The organism is Grimontia kaedaensis, from assembly GCF_023746615.1.
In the GTDB taxonomy this organism is placed as follows: Bacteria; Pseudomonadota; Gammaproteobacteria; order Enterobacterales; family Vibrionaceae; genus Enterovibrio; species Enterovibrio kaedaensis.
Genome location: NZ_CP082275.1, coordinates 2,451,589 through 2,473,776, shown reverse-complemented (window position 1 = coordinate 2,473,776; position 22,188 = coordinate 2,451,589). Strand labels below are relative to the sequence as shown.

Here is a 22,188-nt window from a genome sequence, read left to right as displayed (position 1 = left end):
CTCTCGGATGACAGAAGGTAAAGGAGGCAATGATGCTGAACCGACCGAAATTGATTTCACAAATCGCCATATGGGGCGTATTACTTGTCACCATGTTTATCGCCACGTTTTCGCCGAAAGCGTTGGCGGCGGGACTCCTCAAACCCGTCAACAGCCAACATAAAGATCTTCAAATTGAATCCCACCATGTTGATGTCGCCATTCAGGATGGCTACGCCACCACGTCGATAGAACAGACGTTCTACAACCCAAACAATGTTGAACTGGAAGCCCTGTATTCCTTTCCCGTTCCACAAAAAGCCGTTGTCGGCGAGTTCATCTACTGGATTAACGGCTCACCGGTAATCGCAGAGTCGGTTTCCAAGGAAAAAGCCCGTAAAATCTATGACGACCAAAAAGCGCAGGGCAACGCCACAGCACTGACAGAAAAAGACGAATTCAAAACCTTTGATATGAGGGTGTACCCAGTACAGCCCCAGCAGAGTGTGAAAGTGAAGCTTGTGTATATGCAAGACGCACTGCTGGATCATGGCATCGGGCGTTATGTGTATCCATTGGAAGAAGGCGGTGTAGATGAAGCGAAAAATAGCTTTTGGACCCGCAACGACAAAGTCGAACAAGACTTTTCATTCAACGTGACATTGCGTTCTTCTTACCCTGTTGATGGTGTAAGGCTGCCTGCTCACCCTTCGGCAGTTATTAGTCAGGAAGCTGATGGAGAGCACACCTCGTGGAAAGCGAATATCACTAATCACATCGCTAATACGGTGCAAGAGGGCGAGTCCCAGCAAACCGTGCAGGCTTCGATGAGACTCCATCAGGACGTGGTTTTCTACTGGCGTTTACAGGATGGTTTGCCGGGCCGTGTCGATATGGTGTCGTACCGTGACCCTCAGGCTTCAAAGCGCGGTACGGTGAAACTGACATTCACGCCGGGTGATGATTTGACACGAGTGACGCAAGGACGTGATTGGGTGTTTGTTCTGGATAAATCTGGTTCCATGTCTGGCAAATATTCAACGCTGGTGGAAGGTGTTCGTCAGGGGCTGGGCAAGTTACCTCCTGAAGACAGATTCCGCGTCGTGATGTTTGACAGCAATACCTATGATTTAACCGGCGGATTTGTCGCGGCCAACTCTGCGAACGTCAACAAAGCATTGCAGTCGGTCGAGCAGGTTGAACCCAATAACGGCACCAATTTATATGAAGGCATCTCTGCGGCTATTCGCAAACTGGATGATGATCGTCCTACTGGTATTGTCTTGGTCACAGACGGTGTAGCGAATGTGGGAGTAACGGAAAAACGCCGCTTCTTTGAGCTGATGGAAAAACACGATGTACGCCTGTTTACTTTCATCATGGGTAACAGTGCCAATACGCCGCTATTGGTGCCGATGACCAAGTTGTCCAATGGTGTGGCAACGTCGGTATCCAACGCAGATGACATTATTGGTCACCTGATGAACATCACCAGTAAGCTGACCTATCAGGCATACCGCAATATCCAACTCGATATTGATGACGTGAAAATTAAAGACCTGACACCGGAGCAAATCAGCAGTCTCTACCGTGGTGAGCAATTGACTGTGTTTGGTCATTACTTCAAAGGCGGCGAGGCGGATATCAAGCTGACTATGGATATTGGTGGTGAGTCCCGTGAATACCGCACCAAAGTAATGTTGCCAGACTCTGCGACTGAGCATCCTGAGCTCGAGAGAATGTGGGCGTTCTCAGCGATTCGTGACTTGCAGGAGCAAATGGATTATCTGGAGCAAAAGGACAGCGACAAAGAGCAGGCGATTGAAGATATCGCGCTGGAATATGGCTTGTTGACCGATTACACCTCGCTTCTGGTGGTAGAGGAAGAAGTTTTTCAGCAGCTGGGTATGGAACGCAAAAACCAGACACGAGTGCTGAAAGAGCAAAGCGCCCGTGAAGTGAGACAGAGCAAACCGGTGAAACCAACGCGTGCTGATAATACTCAGCCGATGTTTACCCAACCCGCTCCGACGCATTCCGGCGGTGGTAGCAGTGGCGGCAGTATGAACATCCTGGTTTTGCTGACTATGATGTTGTTCGGTATTGGCCGAGTGATGGTTGGCAGGAAGCAAAATCGATAAAAACGTCGTGAACGAAACTAAACGAAAAGAGGCTGCTAAATGCAGCCTCTTTGCTTTGGTTCTCATTATTTATGTCAGGCTCAATCCGCCGTCGATGACCAAGGTATGTCCGACGATGTATTTTGCTTTATCGGAACTCAGCCAAACAATCGCATCCGCAATTTCCTGCGGATCGGCAAACCGTTGGCAGGGCACCTGACTCTCTACGGTCTGTTTGAGTGATGTTCCCATTTCTTCCTGTTTTTGTTCCCAGCGAGGTGTCCAGGTAACACCTGGAGCTACACTGTTTACCCGAATTCCTTTTCGGATCGCTTCTACTGCCACAGATCGTGTAATCCCCTCAAGCCCATGCTTGGTACCGGAATACATGGCGGCATTCGGGGTTGGGCGAACCCCGTTAACGGAGCTGACATTGATGATGCAAGCACCTTCCTGCATCAAAGGAAGTTCATAGCGAAGACATAATGCAGGCACCCAGTAATCACTGATCATGGTGCTGTAGAGTGCATCTATCGGGAGGGCAGCAAACTCCCCCCGTGATTCAATGATGGGTGAGGCGTTGTTGATGGCGATGTCGATATGGCCATAGTTCTCGCGTATATAGCCGAAGAAACGGTCAACCTGATGAACATCTTTCAAATCTAAGGGCAGGTAATCGACCGCTGAAAGTTGTGGATATTTTGCCATTGCCTGATTCCACTTTTCTTCATTTCGGGAACAGGTAATGACCTTATATCCTGCATCATGAAAGGAAAGCACGGTTTGAAGACCAATGCCGCTGCTACCGCCAGTGACGAGAACTATTTTCATGCGTGCTCCATGTCGGCAAAAAGAAATACCTGGCTAGCGGTGCGTGAAAATATCGTCCACCATAATCCGCTCTGTATTGCGAACATGTTTCTCCGCTTCATGTTCTTCGTGGAACTGTTGCTCGCCAAGCATGCTCAGGATGTCAAAGAAATACCGTACGCTACCTCTTTGATTATTCATTGTTTTAAGCATAGCATCGGTGTACACATCTGGTGTGGTATGCGTCAATTCTGAGGCAATTTTTCCGATCTGCTGGCAGCAATAAACCGTGCGTGTACGGTCTGCTGCGTGCGCGTAAGTGATACATAAAGACCACTCCTCACTCCGCAGTGCTTCCCATATTGAATTGGCAACATCGAGACGATCGTTTATTGGTGTATTGGCAAGCGAGCGCAAGTAAAAGCGGCGTTTTTTGGCCTTCATTTTATTCTTGATGCGTTCAGATGTAACGAAAGCTTTGGTCAACACTGGCATGGATATCATGTAAACCAACAAGGTACCGACGAGTGTGGCGATAAAGAAAATGTCTGTGGTGAGACCAAAGTAGAGGCAGGATACCGTCGTTATCACAGCAAACAGCATGAAGGCAGCAGAGATTATAAGCCTTGCATACCATCTTGCCGTGTTGGCGTAATTAGGTGCCTGTTGGTTAAGAGACTGAAACGACACCCCTTTGAAGGCAAGTGTGGGGTATTCAGGGATAGGGAATTGCTCCTGATTCATAACAACCCTCCATCATTCAGTTCGATTAGTACATACAGATTACTTTTTTCGGCAGGAAATTCGTTAGCTTTAGTCAAAAAGTGAGAACAAAAACCATCTGAGAATCCGTACGTTATCGGGCGAATCGTACCGACATTTTTTACGTGAATCGTAAGCGTCGCTGAATTCGCTTTCTGAATGGTTAGTGTTCAATTTCCCCTTTGACCCAGCCTTGCTCGATGGCGTACTTCACTAAGCCTGCTGTTGAGGTCACACCGAGCTTTTTCTTCACTCGCAAACGGTGTGTTTCCACGGTGCGTACGCTGATGTTCAATTCGCGGGCGACGGTTTTGTTGCAAGCGCCGTTAGCGATGAGAATGAGCACATCTTTTTCTCTGGGAGTAGGGGTGTTGTCATCGTGTTCTTTGTTTTCCATCTGGCTCATGCTTTCCATCAGAGTTTCGGAAACCCCGGCACTGAAGTAAGAACCACCGCCTGCAATGATATCCAGAGCCTGAACCAATTCCTGAGAAGATACATCTTTCAGTACATAACCTTTGGCACCTCCGCGGAATGCAGAAACGATGTACTCCTTGTTGTTGTGCATACTGAGGATGACGACTTTGATTTCCGGGGCTTTCTCCCTCAGTTCACTCAGTACCTCCAAACCGGTTTTTTTCGGCATGGAAATATCAGTAAGCAGGATATCCGGTCCCAACGCCAAAGACTGCTCAATAGCGGATTCTCCATCACTTGCGGCACCAATAATGGTGAACTGAGGCTGTTTGGATAAGCGCTCCATCAATCCGTCCTGTAGCAGGACATGATCGTCTGCAAGTAATAGCGTGGTCATGAGTTTCTCCTTGTGACTCTTAAATCCTTTCTGCGTCTATACCGCGATGGGGACAATTGCCCGCACTTCCGTTCCCTGATCGTGCAAGCTACTGATAGAGAAGGTGCCATCGAGGTTCTCGATACGCTCTCGCATATTTTTTAAGCCCATCGATTGGCTGGTGTTCGATACTCTATGTTCTTCGAAACCGATGCCGTCATCAGCGATGGTTAGCACAATTTCACCCTCTTCTTCCTGCAAAATCATGTCTACTGCTTTTGCTTCAGCATGTTTCTCAGCATTGTGGAGTGCTTCCTGAGCGACACGGAACAGGGTGATCTCTGCTGATTTCGATACCTTGCTCATATCCAGATGGTGCTCAAACAATACGTGCATCCCAGAGCGCTGGGAGACCTCTTTGGCGAGATCTTCCAATGCCACCAAAAGCCCAAGATCATCAAGTAAGGCAGGACGTAAATCTTTGGATATACGACGAAGCTCGCGGACTGCTTCACTCAAGGTTGATTGGCCTAACATGATGCTTTGTCGGCGTTCACTGTCAGATTTAGCGTCTTTGATGTTATCGAGACGATATTTCACAGAGACGAGAATCTGATTGATGCCATCGTGAAGCTCTCGTGCAACGCGGGTACGTTCTTCTTCCTGAGATTCGATAAGCTGTCGGTTGAGTGCCTGCAGTTTTTGGTCGGCCAGCTCGCGTGCATTGATGTGAATGCTGGTGGTAAGACTCACCACGATCCCGATAGTGATGATCAGCGCGATCCCCAAACCGATGAAGGTCTTGCTGATGGTTTCGTCAATTTTGCTATGAACGGATTCGACCTGAATCTCGATGTCATCAATGTAAACACCGGTACCTACCATCCAACCCCACTTATCGAGGCCAATGGCGTAACTAAGCTTTTTTACCTGTTCTTTACGGGATGGTTTATGCCAGTAATAGTCAACAAAACCGCCACCTTGCTGGGCGGTACGAATCAGCGCCTGTAGGAGTTTGAACCCTCGGCTGTCTTCCACTTCCCAGATATTCTGGCCGACAAACTCAGGCTGATAGGGCAAAACCAGGTTGGTGCCATCATAGGTGTAGGCAAAGAAATAGCCATCTTCACCGTAAGTGAGGTTATTCAAAATATCGATAACTTGCTGCTTTGCTTTTTCATCGTTTTCGCTGGCAGCGTCATAAACCGGAGAAATTGATGCCCGGGCAAGTTCTACGTACTTGAGCAATTCTTGTTTCTTGGACGAGAGGGTTTCCGAACGGATGAGATTGGCTTGATTCTTAGACAGTGCATCGGACTGAATCACCACCAATCCAATAATAAGGCCAAACATCAAGAGCAAAGGAAGCATTGCCAGTACCAGCAATTTTATCCTTAGTGGCATTACCATGCCTGATAACTTCGTCATTATCACTCCGTCACCTTCGTTGAACTTTTCTCGATTACGTATAACTACGTACAACGACTACGCAATGCTATGGACGCTAAGTCCGTTTTCTAACTGATATTTTTTTCGATGTTGCAGGGATAGTCTGGATGTTAACAACTTTTTAACGGTGTCAATGTGCTCTAAACCTCAACCCCATATGCAGCATCTAAATACATCCCAAAAAGTGAAGCTGCGCACCAAGGAGTGGACAATGAAAAAGGCAATGTCAACATCAATCAAAGCGGTCGCTTTAGCAACACTTTGTTTTTCAGGCTCAGCACTGGCTGACAAAGTATTGCTAAAAACGCCTATCGCATTTGGTACACACCTACCTGCGCTCGGCACACCTATAAAGTGGGTCTCTGAGCGAGTTCAGCCAATTTCAGGCAATACCATCAAGATGAAAGTTTATGAGCCAGGCAAGCTGGTTGCCCCTTTGGAAATTCTTGATGCAGTATCAAGCGGTAAAGTGAACTCTGGCTATGCAACAGCAGGCTACTGGCAAGGAAAAATGCCAGCAGCAGCCTTGTTTTCAGCAGTACCTTTTGGTCCTGAAGCGCCGGAATACATGGCGTGGATGTTCTACGGTAACGGTTTGAAACTCTACCAAGGCATGTACGACGAAGCAGGTTACAACGTTAAAGTGCTTCCATGCGCCATCATCTCACCAGAAACGTCAGGCTGGTTTAAAAAACCTATTGATAAGCCTGAAGACCTGAAAGGGCTGACGATGCGATTCTTCGGTCTGGGTGGTCAAGTGATGGAGAAACTGGGCGTGGGTACCGTGCAACTGCCAGGCGGTGAAATTTTCGGTGCACTGGAAAAAGGTGCGATTGATGCCAGTGAGTTCTCTCAGCCAGCTATCGATCAGCGTTTGGGCTTTCACAAGATTGTGAAATACAACTATTTCCCTGGCTGGCACCAGCAAGCGACCATGTTTGAACTTCTGATCAACAAAGATACATGGAATGGCATGGAAAAAGATCAGCAAGCTGCTTTGGAAACGCTATGTCTGGCTTCAATGACCAACTCCATCGCAGAAGGCGAGGCGATGCAGTTTGAAGCGATGCAGAAAGCTCAGGAACAAGGCGTTGAACTGCGTTACTGGAACGAAGAAATGCTGAATTTGTTTGAATCTACCTGGCTGGAAGTGGTGGAAGAGCAGAAAAAAGATCCTTACTTCGCAAAAGTATGGGCTGACATGTCTGACTTCCGTAAAAACTACCAGATCTGGGAATCGAAAGGGTTCCTGCCGCGCGGTTAATAACAGGTTGCGTAGTTTTGGGCAGCAGGATGCTGCCCATTTTTCCTTTTTCTATGGGTGTAGGAGCTCGTTATGACCCAGCCTTCTCACTCACTCCCTGCTTCACCACTTGCAGACAGCATTGAGCATCTCGTCCGGGTTGTCGGACGCACACTGGCTTGGAGCTATCTCATTCTGGTTCTGGTTATCATCACGCAGGTAGTGCTTCGAAAAGTTTTCAATAATGGCCAAATTGCGCTGGAAGAGTTGCAGTGGCACCTCTATGCCATCGGCGTTTTGTTTGGTTTGTCTTATGCCGAGATCACCGGAACACATGTTCGGGTTGATATTTTTTATCACCGTTTTTCGCAGAAAACCAAATCCTGGATAGAAATCATCACTGTGCTGTTTTTCGTCTGGCCGTTTATGTACGTCATCTTCATTCACTCTCTGGATTTTGTATATGAAGCTTGGCGGGTCAATGAGCGCTCGAATGCGCCTTCTGGTTTGCCTTGGCGATGGTTGATCAAATCCGCGATTCCATTCAGTGCGGCTTTGTTGGCATTTGCCAGCCTTGCCCGATTGCTCCGCGCAGTGACTTACCTGAAAAAAGGAGGTTCGCATGGAAGCGAATGAGATTCTTATTCTGGCGATGTTTGGCAGCTTCATCGTACTGCTGTTCATCGGCATTCCAGTTGCTTGGGTTCTGGGCGGAGTGGGTGTCGCGTTTGCTCTCATTGGCTATTACAGCGATATCTACCTCGACACCTGGACAGGGCTGGACTTCACCACTCTCGGGCTTGTGGTTAATCGTCTCTATAAGATCATGGACAACTGGATATTGGTGGCCTTACCGATGTTCATATTCATGGGGAACATGCTGGATAAATCTGGTGTCGCGGATCGTCTGATGCATGCGATGCAGGCGTTGTTTGGCCGTGTACATGGTGGTTTGGCGATTACGGTCATGGCGATTGGTATTATCCTCGCGGCGTCGACGGGAATCATCGGTGCATCTGTCGTATTGCTGGCGACTATGTCTCTGCCCGCCATGATGAAGCAAGGCTACAACCTACCACTTGCGTTAGGTACTGTTGCTTCTGCGGGTACGCTGGGGATCTTACTGCCGCCTTCCATTATGTTGGTGATCATGGCAGATCAGCTGGGACTTTCTGTAGGTGACCTCTTTATGGGGGCCATGTTCCCGGGGTTGATGCTGGGTGCAATTTATATTGTGTACCTTTTGATCATGGGTGTGGTGAAGTCAGATTCCCTGCCTTTGCCGGAAGATGCGAAAGGCGTTGATTGGGCAGTCATCAAAGATGTAGCCAAAGCGATTGTGCCAACCTTCATGCTGATCATTGTGGTGTTAGGCTCTATCTTCACGGGGATAGCGACACCAACAGAAGCTTCAGGTGTGGGTGCATTCGGTGCTATTTTGCTGGCGGTTTACTACAAGCGCTTCTCGCTCGAAGTGCTGAAAGAAGTGCTGCTCGACAGCTACAAAACTACCGCTTATATCTTCGCGATATTTATTGGTGCGACCTGTTTTGCACTGGTGCTGCGTGAGCTGGGCGGCGACGAGTTTATCGAAAGTGCCTTTGAAGCCTTACCATTTGGCCCTTACGGCATTGTGGCTTTCATCCTGTTGGTGATTTTCCTGTTGGGCTTCTTCCTTGATTGGATTGAGATCACCTTGATTGTGCTGCCGCTGTTAGCGCCTGTGGTATTAGGTTTAGATTTGAGCATTGGCGACTATCCGGGGCTGGATAATCCAGAATTGGTTTGGTTTGTCATGCTGGTGGCCATGGCTTTGCAGACCAGCTTCTTAACGCCACCCGTTGGGTTTGCGTTGTTCTATCTGAAAGGGGTATGCCCTCCGGAAGTGAAACTGATGGATATCTATAAGGGTGTGATTCCTTTCATTATCCTTCAACTGCTGGCATTGGTGATGCTGGTGTTCTGGCCGAACCTGATACTCTGGCTACCGTCAATTGCTTATGGTTAATCTGGGCTAACCAACACAGTTCAACAAATCCTTGCCACAAAGAAAAAGCCGACTTTTCAGTCGGCTTTTTGCTCATTACCTTATGCGATTAGGCTTTTGAACTTTTCTTTCTGAGTGCATCCAGCTTTTCCGCGGCTTTATGCAGCACAGTATCAGTTTTGAATTTGCCTTTGCTATCTGGTTTTCCTGCTGGGATACCCGTGAACAGTTCGATAGCTTCACTGACATGATCAATGGCGTAGATGTGGAATTTCCCTTTTTCAACGGCATGGATGATGTCTTTACGTAGCATCAGGTTGTGCACGTTGGAGCGGGGAATAATCACGCCTTGAGAAGATTTAGGTCCTTTGATAGTACATACGTCGAAGAAGCCTTCGATTTTCTCGTTCACACCACCAATCGGTTGTGCCTGACCAAACTGATTCATTGAACCTGTAATAGACAGATCCTGACGCAGCGGTATACCGGAAATCGCAGACAGAATCGCACAAAATTCCGCCATAGAAGCACTGTCGCCATCCACACCACCGTAAGATTGCTCAAAGGTAATGCGAGTGGTCAGCGGTATTTTCGCTTGTTTACCCAACAGCGAAGACAGGTAGGCAGTTAGGATCATGACACCTTTAGAGTGAATGCTGCCACCCAGCTCGACACTGCGCTCGATATCCAGCACAGCGCCATCACCAAACGAGGTTGTCGCCGTGATTCGGTTAGGTGCACCGAAGCTGAAATCGTTGGTTGCCAGCACGGAGAGCGCGTTCACCTGACCCACGGCTTTGCCTTTGGTGTCAATCAGGGTTGTTCCTGTGGTGAAACCTTCCATGACGTGATCACGTAAGCGGCTGACACGCATGTCGCGGCTCGCCAGCGCCTTTTCGACGTGGGATGCTCGGATGATGTTGGCATTGCTGACTCTGGCCTGATAGTTCGATTCGCGCAGCAGGTTCGCAATATCGGCTGAGTGTAGGGAAAGCTTATCCTGATCGCAGGACTGACGACTGCTGTGCTCAATGATTCGGCCAATGGCTCCGGGGTCGCAATGCAGCAGGTTGTTGTCGTGACAAATGCTGGAAATGAACATGGCGTACTTCATTTCGCTATCTTCATTGCGCGGCATGTCGTCTTCAAAATCTGCGGTGACACGGAACAGCTCACTGAACTCTGCATCATAGTGTTGCAGCAGTTTGTAGGTGTGATAGTCGCCAAACAGGATGATTTTTACATCCAGTGGAATTGGCTCTGGTTCCAGAGATATAGTGCCGCTGAGGGTCACTTCGCGCTCGAGTGAACTCAGCGAAGCTTTACGCGAGCTCAGCGCACGCTTCAAGCCGTCCCAAACGTAAGGACGCTCAAGAACTTTCACCGCATCAATCAGCAGAACGCCACCGTTTGCTCGATGGATGCTGCCGGGGCGGATCAACGAGAAATCGGTGAACACCGTGCCTTTGTAGGTTGCGTTTTCTACATAGCCGAAAATGTTGTGGTAGGTCGGGCTATCTTCCACGATCACCGGCGGCACTTCCTCTTCCTGCGCGACCAACACATTGACTTGATAGCGACGCGGCAATTTCTTATCCAGCGCCGCATAGGCGAGGGCGGCTTGTTCTTCGCTTTCCTGCAGGAAGATATCGAGGTTCTCCAGTACATCGCCTTGCATTTCTTTCAGGTATTTTTTCACCTGAGGCAGGTCAGAATAAGACTCGATCAGCTTAACCATATGATGGGAAATGGCTTCGGTTGCAATTTCTTCATCCAGCTTTTGCTGTTTCTCAGCGTAAGTTTCTTCCCACTCGGTCAGCTTGCGCACCAATCCGCGGAGCTGGATTTCCAAATCGCGAATGGCCTGATCGAAATGCTCCTGTTCTTTCTGAGAAAGAGCGTCGAAGGTTTCTTCGGTATGCGGCTCTTCGCCATTCAAGGCAATGAACTGATAGTCACCGGAGGTTGTGATGGAAAGGCTGACACTTTGCAGCTTTGCTTCCTGGCTGAGTTCTCCCAAGGCACCTTCCTGCATCTCTGTCAGGCGGTTTTTGAGTGCATCAGCGCGGGAGTAATACATCTCATTGTCAAAGGCGAGCTGCAGGGATTTCCCCAGACGTCCCATCATTTTCTCAAGATCTTTTTTCAGCTTGAGACCGCGGCCAGCTGGCATTTGCAGCACTTTCGGTACGCGGGAGTCCTGGAAGTTGGCGACATAACACCAGTCATAAACCGGATGGGTATATTGCCAATGGCGGCTGAGATAGCGCATCACCATGGTGCGCTTGCCAAGACCGTTCTGGCCGACTGCGTAGATGTTGTAGCCTTTTTCCTTAATGGACATCGCAAACTCAACGGCCTGACGAGCACGATCCTGCCCCACAATCTCTTCGAGCGGTTCAAGATGCTTGGTAGATGAAACGTCGAGTTTGGTCAGCTGTGAAGTGCGATAGAGCATGTCACTGGTTAATGGCTGATGTGGCATAGCGCTCTCCTTTCACTGTGTTTCTCATAAAACTCAGTGTAGCGCCGTTAACTTACTGATTTTGAGATAAAGAATCGCGGACGTGTTGGCAATGTGGACTGGCGCACTTTATTCACCGGATTATAGTGAACAAGTGCGCAAAAAGTAGTCGATATGGTTCAGCTTTGGGAGCAAGGAATCAGTGTGCTGTCCAGCCACCGTCGATGGTGATTGCCTGTGCTGTGATATTTTTTGCCGCTGGGGAGCATAGGAAAAGGGCAGTGTCGGCAAGCTCACTCAGATCTATGAAGGCTTTTTTCGGCATCGGCTTAAGCATAATAGTGTTGATCACTTCTTCTTCCGTAATGCCGTGATTCTGCGCCTGTGCCATGATTTGATTTTCCACCAGCGGTGTTTTCACATAAGAAGGACAAAGCGTGTTGATGGTGACATCATGCTCTGCGCTTTCCAGCGCGATGGTCTTGGAAAAGCCCAACAAGCCGTGTTTCGCAGACACGTAGGCGGATTTATACGGCGAGGCGACAAGGCTGTGAATGGAGCCAACATTGATGATTCGCCCAAAGTTGCATTCATACATGGAAGGAAGAAAGGCTTTGGTCAGCATGGCTGGGCCGCATAGCAAAATGTCGATGATAAGACGCCATTTGTCCTCGGGGAATTGCTCCAGCGCGGAGACAAATTGGATGCCTGCATTGTTAACGAGAATATCGACTGGGGCATCAACACGAGAAGGCGCAGAAGCCAATTGTTCGGAGTTGGTGACATCCAGTTCAACGCCCTGAACATCCACATCAAATTGGCTTCTCAATTTGCTGACGGCGTTATCCAGCGCTTCTTTATTGATATCTGAAAGAGTGATTTTATGGCCTGCTTGGGCAAAACCCTGCGCCATGCCAAAGCCAATTCCACTTGCACCACCAGTAATAAATACATGTTTTGCCGTCATTTCCGTTCTCCCTAACGTTGACTGATTTATATCCAAACAACGTTAAGGGTAGACAAGAAATGTGGCAATCCGTAGTAGTACGCAAATCGGTCGTGAAGTTAACACTTATGACTTTGAAGGCTTCAGTTTACTGCCCAAACTAAAGAGTCCAACGATAATCAGCCCTGCTACCAATCCAATCAAACCATTAAGCAGTGTTGGTATCAGCGCAGAAATCACAGTGCCCACTGTCGGTATCAGCGCAGTTTCCTGAGCAGCGTCTGTAATGAGTTCAGAAAGCACATGTATGCCGTGGGTGAGGATGCCACCGCCAACCAAGAACATGGCGACGGTGCCGACAATAGACAGCCCTTTCATCAGGTAGGGTGCAAAGGAGAGCAGACCGCGACCTACGGCTTGTTTGATACTGCCTGCTTTCTGGCTGAGATAAAGTCCTGCATCATCGATTTTGACGATCAACGCGACCAAGCCATAAACGCCTATCGTCATTAAAAACGCTATGCCAGACAGGGTGACAACTTGGGTGAGGAAGGTAGCTTCTGATACTACACCTAGCGTGATGACAATGATTTCGGCCGAGAGGATAAAGTCCGTCCTGATCGCGCCTTTTATTTTTTGCGCTTCGTATTCTGCGGCATCCAGCGTAGCGGTATTGAAGTCCTGCGCTTCACTGGCGGGATGCTCTTCATCTTTGTGGAAGAAGGTATGCAGTACTTTCTCTGCACCTTCGTAACAAAGGAAAAGGCCGCCCAGCATAAGAAGAGGAGTGATCAGCCAAGGTGCAATCGCACTGATAGCCAGAGCCGCGGGAACGAGTATCAGTTTGTTGAGAAAGGACCCTTTGGCAACGGCCCAAACGACGGGCAACTCCCTGTCGGCTTTTACACCGGAAACTTGCTCCGCATTGAGGGCGAGGTCGTCACCCAGTACACCCGCCGTCTTCTTCGCGGCGATTTTACTCATGACGGAAACGTCATCCAGAATCGTGGCAATGTCATCAAGCAGTGTAAGAAGGCTGGCCCCTGCCATGGTTTTTCCTCTTCTATCTATACAAAAAGAGACGGATAACCGCCTCTTTCATCGTTAATTCAAAAAACCGCTCAGAGCTGTTTTTCGATAGCCGAAAGTAGCGTATCTATGTCAGATTTCTTCACGTCTTTGTGAGTCACAAAACGCATTGCCTTGTGAGAAGGCGAGAACAGAATCCCCTGTTCTTTCAACGTTGAAGCAATCGAATGAATGTCGATATGTGCTGCAACATCGGCGTAAACAATGTTGGTTTGAACCGGGTAGATAAAGGTGTTGAAACCCGGAATCGCCCCAAGATTTTCAGACAGGTAACGGGCGTTGTCGTGATCATCTTTGAGACGTTCGACGTTTTCCGTCAGGGCAATCTTACCTGCTGCCGCCAAGATGCCAGCCTGGCGCATGCCGCCACCGACCATTTTACGCAGTCGACGTGCACGCTGAATGTAGTCAGCATCGCCTAACAGCAAAGAGCCAATCGGTGCACCGAGACCTTTTGACAAACAAATGGTCATGGAGTCGAAGTGCTGGCTGATTTCCTTAATATCTACACCCATAGCCACTGATGCGTTATATACACGCGCGCCATCTAAATGAAGTTTCAGGTTGTGTTTATTCACGAACTCTCTTGCTTTCGCCAGATACTCCAAGGGCAGTACTTTACCGCCAATAGTATTTTCTAAGCTGAAGAGTTTGGTACGCGCAAAATGAGAGTCATCCGGTTTAACCGCTGCCGCGAGCTTTTCAAAGCACAGGGTTCCGTCTTTGTTGTTTTCGATGGGTTGAGGTTGTACCGAGCCCAGCACTGCTGCACCACCTGCCTCATACTTATAATTGTGCGCTTGTTGACCGCACAAATATTCGTCACCACGGTCACAATGTGCCAAAATACCCAGCAAGTTTGCTTGGGTGCCTGATGAGGTAAATACCGCTGCCTCAAAACCATGGCGCTCAGCAGCCCACTGCTCCAGTTCATTGACCGTTGGGTCGTCACCATATACGTCATCACCCACGGGCGCATTAGCCATGGCTTCGCGCATTTTTTGATCCGGCTGTGTCACTGTGTCTGAGCGAAAATCAATCATTCTTATCTGTCCTGATTACATCTATGATCGAGTAAGCAGATTACTCCTCATTGAAGAAAAAGTAATTACAAAACATCAGGAATCATTCTGTCGTCCATAACTTGAGTCAGAAGGGCGGGGTCGATACCAAGGGGAGGAAATATATGGATATGTCGCTGGTTTTCATCTCGTTAGCCTGTCTTGTGACAGGCTTTTCAAAGTTCTCAATCGGTGGGATGGGGCTTATCATTTTGCCGCTGACTATGCTGGCATTTCCTGGGCCGGAAGCGCTGGGTGTGATCATTCCGCTTTACCTCCTTACCGACTTTATAGCCGTGCTGACTTACCGGAAAAATGTGAATTGGCGTGTACTGGCAAAACTCCTGCCTTTTGGCGCGCTTGGCGTCATCGGTGGCACCTATGTATTGGGTAACATCGACCCACATACTTTCATGACGATTCTGGGTATTTTGATTTTCACACTACTCGGTATGTCAATCTGGCTGGATTACCATCCGCTCCCTGTTTTCACCAATCGTTATGCGGCGAGTGTTGCTGGTGCATTGTGTGGGTTTGTTGGAGTCCTGGCAAATGCCGCTGGCCCACTGATGGGACTGTTCCTCCTTGAGCAGAAAATGGATAAATCCGCCTATGTGGCGACACGGGTTTGGGCATTCCTGACCTTGAATATCATGAAGCTGGTGGGCTTGGTGAGTCTAGGTTTGATTAACACAGAAACCCTACAGGCGAGTGCGAGTGGTTTGCCGGCGCTGTTTATCGGGATGTTTATTGGCTACAAGGTGTTTGCCCGAATTTCTGCAGAGCAGCTTAAGTTGATTGTGCGTGGGGCGATTTCACTGAGTGCGGCACACATGCTTTTCTTTAAGTCGTCGAATTAGCTGTAACTCATCAGAATAAAAAAAACCGCGGCTCATGGCCGCGGTTTTTTCGTTAAAGCGAGTTAGCTTTTCAGCAATTGCCAGTAACGGTTGTAGATGCTGACCGCTTCACCCACATCGTTAGTGAATTCGCCTTTTTCAACATCTTCGTCTGATGGGAAAATTACATTGTTCTCAGTGTATTCCGCAGACAGTTTTTCTTTTGCACGCTTGCTTGGTGCTGGGTAACCCAGCTCTTCGACCATTGCCGCTTGGTTTTCAGGGCGGTACAGGAAGTCGATGAATTTATGTGCCAGGTCGACCTTCTCTGCGCCTTTCGGAATGATGAAGTTATCCATCCAAAGAATTGAGCCTTCATCTGGGTAAACAAACTCGATGTTTTCCATCTCGGCTTGCGCCAGGTAGGCGTTACCGTTCCACTGTTGACCGATACCGACTTCGCCCGTCACAAAAGGTACGTGCGGTGCATCTGAGTTGTAAACCACGACATTTGGACGCAGATCTTTCAGCATTTCATAAGCTTCTTTGATCTCTGCTTCATTGGTGGTGTTGATGCTGTAGCCTTTGGCTTTCAGTGCCATGCCGAAAACATCCCGCACGTCGTCGAGCAGCATGATTTGGCCTGCGAACTCGTCGTTCCAAAGATCAGCCCATTTGGTCACATTGCTGCCATCAACGATGTCGCCGTTGTAACTGATAGCCGTCACGCCCCAGATGTAAGGCAGGGAGTAGTCATTGTTTTTGTCGAATGGTTGACCCATCAGACCAGGAATAATGTCCTTAACATGTGGGATTTTCGATTTATCGATTTTCGCCAACATGCCTTCGTCGCTCATGCGCTGGATAAAGTATGTCGATGCAAACGCAAGGTCATAGCCCTTTCCATCAAGCAACTTCAGCTTGGTATACATGGATTCATTGTTTTCAAACGTAGAATAGTTAACTGAAACATCGTACTCCTTCTCAAACGCCTTAATCACACCCATTGGCATGTATTCGGCCCAGTTGTAGATATTCAGCACTTCATCGCTTGCAGAAACGTTGAAAGAAACTGTTGCGGTAAGTGCGATGCTTGCCGCTTTCACCCCTTTAAGATATTGGTTCATTTGATTTTATCCTTAAGTGGCATACCCAAACTACCTTAAGGCACAGGCAGATTTCCGTCCTCTCGCCTACGTGTCTTGCTCATAGCATGATTGGGAGTAGAACCATTTACTCGCCTTCCACCATGCCCCTCACAAAACCTGTCTTTTCGCTGAAAAAGCGCCTTGAGGTAGTTTGGGTAAATACCAAGCTGAAAAATGAACGCGCATCATCAAAACATTTGTCCCCTCTGTCAATGAGAATCCCCTTGAAAAGGTGCCAATTTGTGCGCCGCGCACAGCATCAACGAACCCAGTTATTTTTGAGCTTGGTCAAGGGGCAAGAATCCCTTGCTTGGAATGTGGCTTAGTGCGAATATTCGCCATCTTTTTAATTAACCCTTTTATCAGGATTTAGTCGCGAAATGGCGAAAGAACACGGGTATATCGATAGCTACTATCAAGCAACGGCAAATGTTTTGCCTGAACAGCCAGAGTTAACCAGTGATATTCAAGCAGACGTTTGTATTATCGGCGCGGGTTTGACGGGCACAAACGCAGCCATTGAACTTCGTAAGAAGGGCATGAGCGTGGTAGTGCTGGAAGGCCAACGCATCGCGTTTGGTGGCTCAGGTCGTAATGGTGGTCAGGCGCTGGTGGGTTACTGTCTGGGTCTTCGCGAAGTGGACGAAGAGTATGGCCCAGAATGGGGCAAGCAGCTTTGGGATTTGTCCGTTGAATCTATCGATATCATTCGTGAACGCATCAGCGAGTTCAACATCGATTGTGACTTTCAGGAGGGTTACATCGAGCTGGCGTTGAATAAAGGTCAGGAGAAAGAGCTGAAGTCCTGGCATGAGCTGAAGCATGGTCGTTACAACTATCCAGTTGCTGAGTGGTGGGATACTGACAAAATTGAGCAGGTAGCGAACACCCGTCGTTACTTGGGGGGCTTATTCGACCCAAACAGCGGTCACGTTCATACCCTGAACTACACACTGGGTTTGGCGCAAGCGGCGATTTCCGTTGGCGCAGAGATCTATGAAAACAGCCCTGTGATCAAACTGGAAAAAGGCGCGGGCTTTAACACGGTAAAAACCGCAAAGGGCAGCGTGAAAGCAAAACAGGTTCTGCTGGCTTGTAACGCTTACCTTGATGGCCTGCATCGCAAGGCGCAATCAAAAGTGCTGCCTGTGGCTTCTTACATCGCTGTAACCGAGCAGCTTGACGATCGTCAGCCAATCACCAACAAGATGGCGATGTCTGATCTGAATAACTGTCTGGATTATTTCCGCCCGACCGCTGACGGACGCATTCTGTTCGGCGGTGTGAACCATCCGTTCAATGGCGAGTATTCAGACAGTCAGGAGCGTCTGCGTCAACGTATGCTGAAAGTTTTCCCACAGCTGGGTGACGTGAAGATGGAATATCACTGGGGTGGTCTGTTTGCGGTGACCCGCAGCTACATGCCGGAAATCTCGCATTTGGGTAACGATATCTATACAGCTCATGGCTACACTGGTCATGGCGTTGGTTTGACCAATATTGCAGGCCGCGTTGTTGCTGAAGCAATAGCGGGGCAGGCGGGGCGCTTTGACGTGTTCTCACGTATCGATCATGGCTGGATCCCAACGCCGAAAGTGCTGCGTAAACCTGCGCTCGCGATGGCGATCTGGAAAGCCAAAATGGAAGACGCTCTGGCGAACTAATGGCACATCCATCTCACGATTAGATTTTTAAATCCTTTCCATAAAATCTGTGATTTGAAGCAGCACTGGCACAAGGGGTAGATTCGCTACCCCTTGTATTTGGAGGTGCAGACAATGAACACAGATAAGTTATTAGATGCACTTCATACCCAAGGTTGGTACGTGTGGGATGATTTCCTGAATGCAGAAGAAGTCGAACAACTTCGTGATGCCATTCCTGAAAGCATGAAACCTGCAGGCATCGGACGACACCTGCAGCACCATACCAACAAACAAATCCGTAGTGACAAGATTTCTTGGCTGGAACGCGGAAAGCATCCTGCCTCGGACGATTTTTTCTCTCGAATGGAAGCGATAAAGAACGACGTCAACCGCCACTTCTTTTTGGGTTTGTTCGAGTATGAAGCGCACTTCGCGCATTATGACATTGGCGATTTCTATCAAAAACACCTCGATACTTTCGAAGGCCGTTCCAACCGCCGTTTAACCACGGTAATGTACCTCAATGATGAGTGGGCGGACGAAGATGGTGGCGAGATTGTGATTTATGATATCAACGATAACCATCTCAATACCCTCTGGCCGAAAGCTGGACGTTTGCTGGTGTTCCTATCGGAGGAGTTTCCTCATGAGGTACTTCCGACCAACCGAGAGCGTTACAGCATTGCAGGCTGGTTCCGTGTGAACGGCATGCGTGGAAACCGCGTCGACCCATCTCGCTAATTTGTTGTACCGTTTTATCTCGCTCGATTGTTGGGAGGTAAAACGGTATCTTCATCTCTGATAACTTAGGGTCAACAGACCATTGGGTGGAGGTGAGATGTTTCAGGGCGATCTTTTTCAGCATACAGGATGGATAGACATTCCAGACGGGAGACTGTTCTGGGAGCCTGAGTTTATTCCCACCAGCATCGCTTCTGATATTTTTCACCATCTCTCCCGATCTCTTCCTTGGGACCAGCTTCCCATCAAAATGTTCGGCCGTGAAGTGCTGCAACCTCGAATGCAGGCGTGGTTTGGTGACGCCTACTCATATTCAGGGCTTCACCTTAAGGCTGCACGTATGCCTGAATCATTAGTTTCATTGAAGTCTCAATGTGAGCAAACGTCTGGTGTGGCTTACAATTCTGTGCTCGCGAACCTTTATCGTGATGGACAGGATTACATGGGGTGGCATCAAGACAATGAAACGGAGTTAGGTACCGAGCCGAGTATCGCTTCGCTTAGTTTTGGTGAAACTCGCCGCTTTGTTCTTCGTCATCTTCAAACTGGAGAAAAACGCGAATTTGAATTAGGTTCTGGTTCTCTGCTGATTATGGCGGGCAAAACCCAGACTTATTGGCAGCATGCAGTGCCGAAAACCGCAAAGCTGAGGGGGGCGAGAATCAACCTCACTTTTCGGAATATTAACTTCTTAGCGAAATCCTGACCAAAAAAGGCTCAATATGGTCGATTTATATCGGCTTTGCCGCGATTTTAAGCGAACGAACTTTTATTTCGAAATTAGTGTTGACTAGATCACGCGAATCCGTAGAATGCGCACCGTACCGCAGCGGAAGGCAACTTACTGAAGCGAGACAAACGAAGGCGCGTTGGCAGAGTGGCTATGCAGCGGATTGCAAATCCGTGGACCTCGGTTCGACTCCGGGACGCGCCTCCATGATGCGACACTAGCTCAGCTGGTAGAGCGCAACCTTGCCAAGGTTGAGGTCACGAGTTCGAACCTCGTGTGTCGCTCCAATCTCTTTAAAGGGATTGAGAGATGGGAATAGCTCTCATCGTGCTAGAACGATGATATACGGACGCGGGATGGAGCAGCCTGGTAGCTCGTCGGGCTCATAACCCGAAGGTCGTCGGTTCAAATCCGGCTCCCGCAACCACATTCAGTTTATTCGGCTTTGCCGGGTAACATGCGACACTAGCTCAGCTGGTAGAGCGCAACCTTGCCAAGGTTGAGGTCACGAGTTCGAACCTCGTGTGTCGCTCCAATTAAGTTGTCATCGTACTTGAACGGTGAAATACGGACGCGGGATGGAGCAGCCTGGTAGCTCGTCGGGCTCATAACCCGAAGGTCGTCGGTTCAAATCCGGCTCCCGCAACCACATTTAGTTTATTCGGCTTAGCCGGGTAACATGCGACACTAGCTCAGCTGGTAGAGCGCAACCTTGCCAAGGTTGAGGTCACGAGTTCGAACCTCGTGTGTCGCTCCAATTAAGTTGTCATCGTACCTGAACGGTGAAATACGGACGCGGGATGGAGCAGCTTGGTAGCTCGTCGGGCTCATAACCCGAAGGTCGTCGGTTCAAATCCGGCTCCCGCAACCACATTCGAAAGCCCAGACCTAAGTCTGGGCTTTTTTATTTTCCCCTATAAATTTTACCTGCCTCAAAACTTCGCTAACCTAAAATAAATATTCATATGAGTTGAATTTAAAATCGAATTTTATATAAGTTAAACCTTGGGCAGTGGTGGTTGATATTTAATCACTTATCTCTTTTTCTTCTTAGGGGAAATATACTAAGTGTAAATCTCCTTCGTGAATTAATTGCCGTCAAATCTATGTAATTTTTTATTTTTCGGAATAACCTTCTAAAGAAGTGCCTCTCTAGTCCTTTCATTAATTGTAAGATTTCGTGACAAATCAGATCTATGTGCTGCATATCCCTTCATAGTTAGTTTATATGGCCATGTATGAATTTTCATGCAATATAACAAGCGATCTGTATAAATATCAAAAATTCAATGAGATAAAGTTTAAATTGTCTATATGTGTGAATGTGGAAATATATAGAAACATTGTATGTGTCATATTTGTTAATTATGAGACATGTGTCCAATCAAATGTGAATAAATGGTGATCATTAAATGCAATGTGATGTACTTATCTCGGAGTACAAAAGCGTGCATTAATTCCATATATGCGATATCTAGTTAGATATACATACATTATTAAATATAGATGCCAGGCGATTTATTTGTACTTGAAATAAAAAGTTCGAAACTCAGGATGCAGTTCAAGGAAGATATCTATGCAAAAGACGCAGCTTGGATGTGGCGGCATCGTTTTGTTGGCGGCAAGTATGTCTCCAGCAGTTTACGCTGACACTGAAGAATCATCTCCATGGGGTGGGTCTGCATGTGTCTATTACAGCCAAAATGGCCATGACAAAGATGATTATCGCTCGGTTCGATCGCTGAACTGGTGTGCGAGTGCAACATATCAAATTTCGGAGGATTATTCAGGTTACCTATCGGGCGGAGGCTACCGCGCTTACGAAGATCGAACCGGAGATTTCTTTACAAACACAGTTTTGGGCGTTTCTCGCTCGGCCCTGTTTGATTTCGGAGAGACCGGAAAGGTAAAAGCTTCGCTTCAGTTCACACTGCCTACATCGGAAACTTCGAGAAAGGAAGACCTGATTACGGCGAGTCGTATTGGTCTCTCTATCACTGGCAAAGCTGCTGGCTTTGATCTTTCTATCGCTCCGAGATATAGCAAAAATTTCCATCAATACAAAACAACCGTCAATGGAAAAGTGCTTACAGAACATGTTGTCTCTGTGGTTTCCAGTGTCGGATATGGCGTGGGTGATGCCTATTTATCGGGCTCATTCATCGGTGGTACTTCGTGGACCTACGCAGGCTTTCGTCGTGACTGGACCTATGTTGGCAAGCTAAGTGCGAGCTACCAGTTTACTGACTCATTCTCAGGGGCGTTGTCTGCGTCAAACTCCGGTGTATATTTCGACGCTGAGCGTGGCACGCTCGGAAATATCGAATTATTCAACGAAAGATCGGCCACATATACCGCCACTTTAACTTATTCATTCTAAA

The 22,188-nt window shown here is 48.2% G+C and carries 18 protein-coding genes and 7 tRNA genes; 16 read left to right on the top strand and 9 right to left on the bottom strand.

Translation table 11 applies throughout. The features are described from left to right. Positions 1-32 precede the first annotated feature (32 nt). On the top strand, positions 33-2,120 hold the full coding sequence (locus K6Q96_RS11245) for a VIT and vWA domain-containing protein (RefSeq protein ID WP_251879636.1): 2,088 nt from the start codon (positions 33-35) through the stop codon (positions 2,118-2,120). A 69-nt stretch (positions 2,121-2,189) separates the two neighbouring features. Here K6Q96_RS11245 and K6Q96_RS11240 read toward each other — a convergent pair whose 3' ends face one another. From K6Q96_RS11240 to K6Q96_RS11225, 4 genes are all read right to left on the bottom strand, one after another. After that, positions 2,190-2,930, bottom strand: a complete 741-nt coding sequence (locus K6Q96_RS11240; RefSeq protein ID WP_251875788.1) for an SDR family NAD(P)-dependent oxidoreductase — start codon at positions 2,928-2,930, stop codon at positions 2,190-2,192. 33 nt (positions 2,931-2,963) lie between these two features. Beyond that, positions 2,964-3,653, bottom strand: coding sequence for a hypothetical protein (locus K6Q96_RS11235; protein WP_251875787.1), 690 nt, complete (start codon positions 3,651-3,653; stop codon positions 2,964-2,966). A 181-nt stretch (positions 3,654-3,834) separates the two neighbouring features. Continuing rightward, a complete protein-coding gene (locus K6Q96_RS11230) occupies positions 3,835-4,485 on the bottom strand; it encodes a response regulator (RefSeq protein WP_251875786.1) in 651 nt (216 codons plus the stop codon). Between the two features lie 36 nt (positions 4,486-4,521). Further along, positions 4,522-5,892 (bottom strand): cache domain-containing protein, encoded by a 1,371-nt coding sequence (locus K6Q96_RS11225; protein ID WP_251875785.1) that lies wholly within the window; start codon positions 5,890-5,892, stop codon positions 4,522-4,524. Between the two features lie 244 nt (positions 5,893-6,136). Between K6Q96_RS11225 and K6Q96_RS11220 the strand changes: the two genes are divergently transcribed. The 3 genes from K6Q96_RS11220 to K6Q96_RS11210 all read left to right on the top strand — a co-directional run bounded on the left by K6Q96_RS11220 (position 6,137) and on the right by K6Q96_RS11210 (position 9,164). Further along, the gene (locus tag K6Q96_RS11220; RefSeq protein WP_434802167.1) at positions 6,137-7,177 is read left to right on the top strand and encodes a TRAP transporter substrate-binding protein; all 1,041 of its coding nucleotides are present in this window, start codon (positions 6,137-6,139) and stop codon (positions 7,175-7,177) included. 72 nt (positions 7,178-7,249) lie between these two features. Further along, positions 7,250-7,792, top strand: coding sequence for a TRAP transporter small permease subunit (locus K6Q96_RS11215; protein WP_251875783.1), 543 nt, complete (start codon positions 7,250-7,252; stop codon positions 7,790-7,792). Next, positions 7,779-9,164: a TRAP transporter large permease gene (locus tag K6Q96_RS11210; RefSeq protein ID WP_251875782.1), complete on the top strand. Its 1,386-nt coding sequence runs from the start codon at positions 7,779-7,781 to the stop codon at positions 9,162-9,164. Before K6Q96_RS11215 ends, K6Q96_RS11210 begins: the two co-directional genes overlap by 14 nt. Before the next feature lie 88 nt (positions 9,165-9,252). Here the strand turns inward: K6Q96_RS11210 and K6Q96_RS11205 are convergent, their stop codons facing one another. The 4 genes from K6Q96_RS11205 to ltaE form a co-directional block, all read right to left on the bottom strand. Continuing rightward, entirely contained in the window at positions 9,253-11,628 is a 2,376-nt protein-coding gene (locus K6Q96_RS11205; protein ID WP_251875780.1) for a Lon protease family protein, read from the bottom strand. A 178-nt stretch (positions 11,629-11,806) separates the two neighbouring features. Beyond that, positions 11,807-12,574 carry a 3-hydroxybutyrate dehydrogenase gene (locus K6Q96_RS11200; protein ID WP_251875778.1) on the bottom strand — a complete coding sequence of 256 codons (768 nt, stop codon included), beginning with the start codon at positions 12,572-12,574 and terminating at the stop codon, positions 11,807-11,809. Between the two features lie 105 nt (positions 12,575-12,679). Next, entirely contained in the window at positions 12,680-13,603 is a 924-nt protein-coding gene (locus K6Q96_RS11195; RefSeq protein WP_251875776.1) for a DUF808 domain-containing protein, read from the bottom strand. Between the two features lie 71 nt (positions 13,604-13,674). Next, entirely contained in the window at positions 13,675-14,685 is a 1,011-nt protein-coding gene (ltaE, locus tag K6Q96_RS11190; RefSeq protein ID WP_251875774.1) for a low-specificity L-threonine aldolase, read from the bottom strand. 143 nt (positions 14,686-14,828) lie between these two features. Between ltaE and K6Q96_RS11185 the strand changes: the two genes are divergently transcribed. Continuing rightward, positions 14,829-15,563: a sulfite exporter TauE/SafE family protein gene (locus K6Q96_RS11185; RefSeq protein ID WP_251875772.1), complete on the top strand. Its 735-nt coding sequence runs from the start codon at positions 14,829-14,831 to the stop codon at positions 15,561-15,563. Between the two features lie 62 nt (positions 15,564-15,625). On the opposite strand, the gene K6Q96_RS11180 is transcribed toward K6Q96_RS11185, so the two are convergent. Next, on the bottom strand, positions 15,626-16,669 hold the full coding sequence (locus K6Q96_RS11180) for an ABC transporter substrate-binding protein (protein ID WP_251875770.1): 1,044 nt from the start codon (positions 16,667-16,669) through the stop codon (positions 15,626-15,628). A 401-nt stretch (positions 16,670-17,070) separates the two neighbouring features. Here K6Q96_RS11180 and K6Q96_RS11175 point away from each other — a divergent pair, with 401 nt between their 5' ends. From K6Q96_RS11175 to K6Q96_RS11125, 11 genes are all read left to right on the top strand, one after another. Then, positions 17,071-18,354 carry an NAD(P)/FAD-dependent oxidoreductase gene (locus tag K6Q96_RS11175; protein ID WP_251875768.1) on the top strand — a complete coding sequence of 428 codons (1,284 nt, stop codon included), beginning with the start codon at positions 17,071-17,073 and terminating at the stop codon, positions 18,352-18,354. Between the two features lie 114 nt (positions 18,355-18,468). Next, complete coding sequence (locus tag K6Q96_RS11170) at positions 18,469-19,077, top strand: 2OG-Fe(II) oxygenase (RefSeq protein ID WP_251875766.1); 609 nt, start codon at positions 18,469-18,471, stop codon at positions 19,075-19,077. Between the two features lie 97 nt (positions 19,078-19,174). Continuing rightward, complete coding sequence (locus K6Q96_RS11165; RefSeq protein ID WP_251875764.1) at positions 19,175-19,783, top strand: alpha-ketoglutarate-dependent dioxygenase AlkB family protein; 609 nt, start codon at positions 19,175-19,177, stop codon at positions 19,781-19,783. 157 nt (positions 19,784-19,940) lie between these two features. Further along, a tRNA-Cys gene (locus K6Q96_RS11160) sits at positions 19,941-20,014 on the top strand. 4 nt (positions 20,015-20,018) lie between these two features. After that, a tRNA-Gly gene (locus K6Q96_RS11155) sits at positions 20,019-20,094 on the top strand. Positions 20,095-20,157: 63 nt separating this feature from the next. After that, a tRNA-Met gene (locus K6Q96_RS11150) sits at positions 20,158-20,234 on the top strand. Positions 20,235-20,266: 32 nt separating this feature from the next. Then, positions 20,267-20,342: transfer RNA gene (locus K6Q96_RS11145), tRNA-Gly, on the top strand. A gap of 37 nt (positions 20,343-20,379) precedes the next feature. Continuing rightward, a tRNA-Met gene (locus K6Q96_RS11140) sits at positions 20,380-20,456 on the top strand. 32 nt (positions 20,457-20,488) lie between these two features. Next, a tRNA-Gly gene (locus tag K6Q96_RS11135) sits at positions 20,489-20,564 on the top strand. Positions 20,565-20,601: 37 nt separating this feature from the next. Next, a tRNA-Met gene (locus K6Q96_RS11130) sits at positions 20,602-20,678 on the top strand. A gap of 705 nt (positions 20,679-21,383) precedes the next feature. Beyond that, the gene (locus K6Q96_RS11125; RefSeq protein WP_251875762.1) at positions 21,384-22,187 is read left to right on the top strand and encodes a hypothetical protein; all 804 of its coding nucleotides are present in this window, start codon (positions 21,384-21,386) and stop codon (positions 22,185-22,187) included. Position 22,188: the final 1 nt, after the last annotated feature.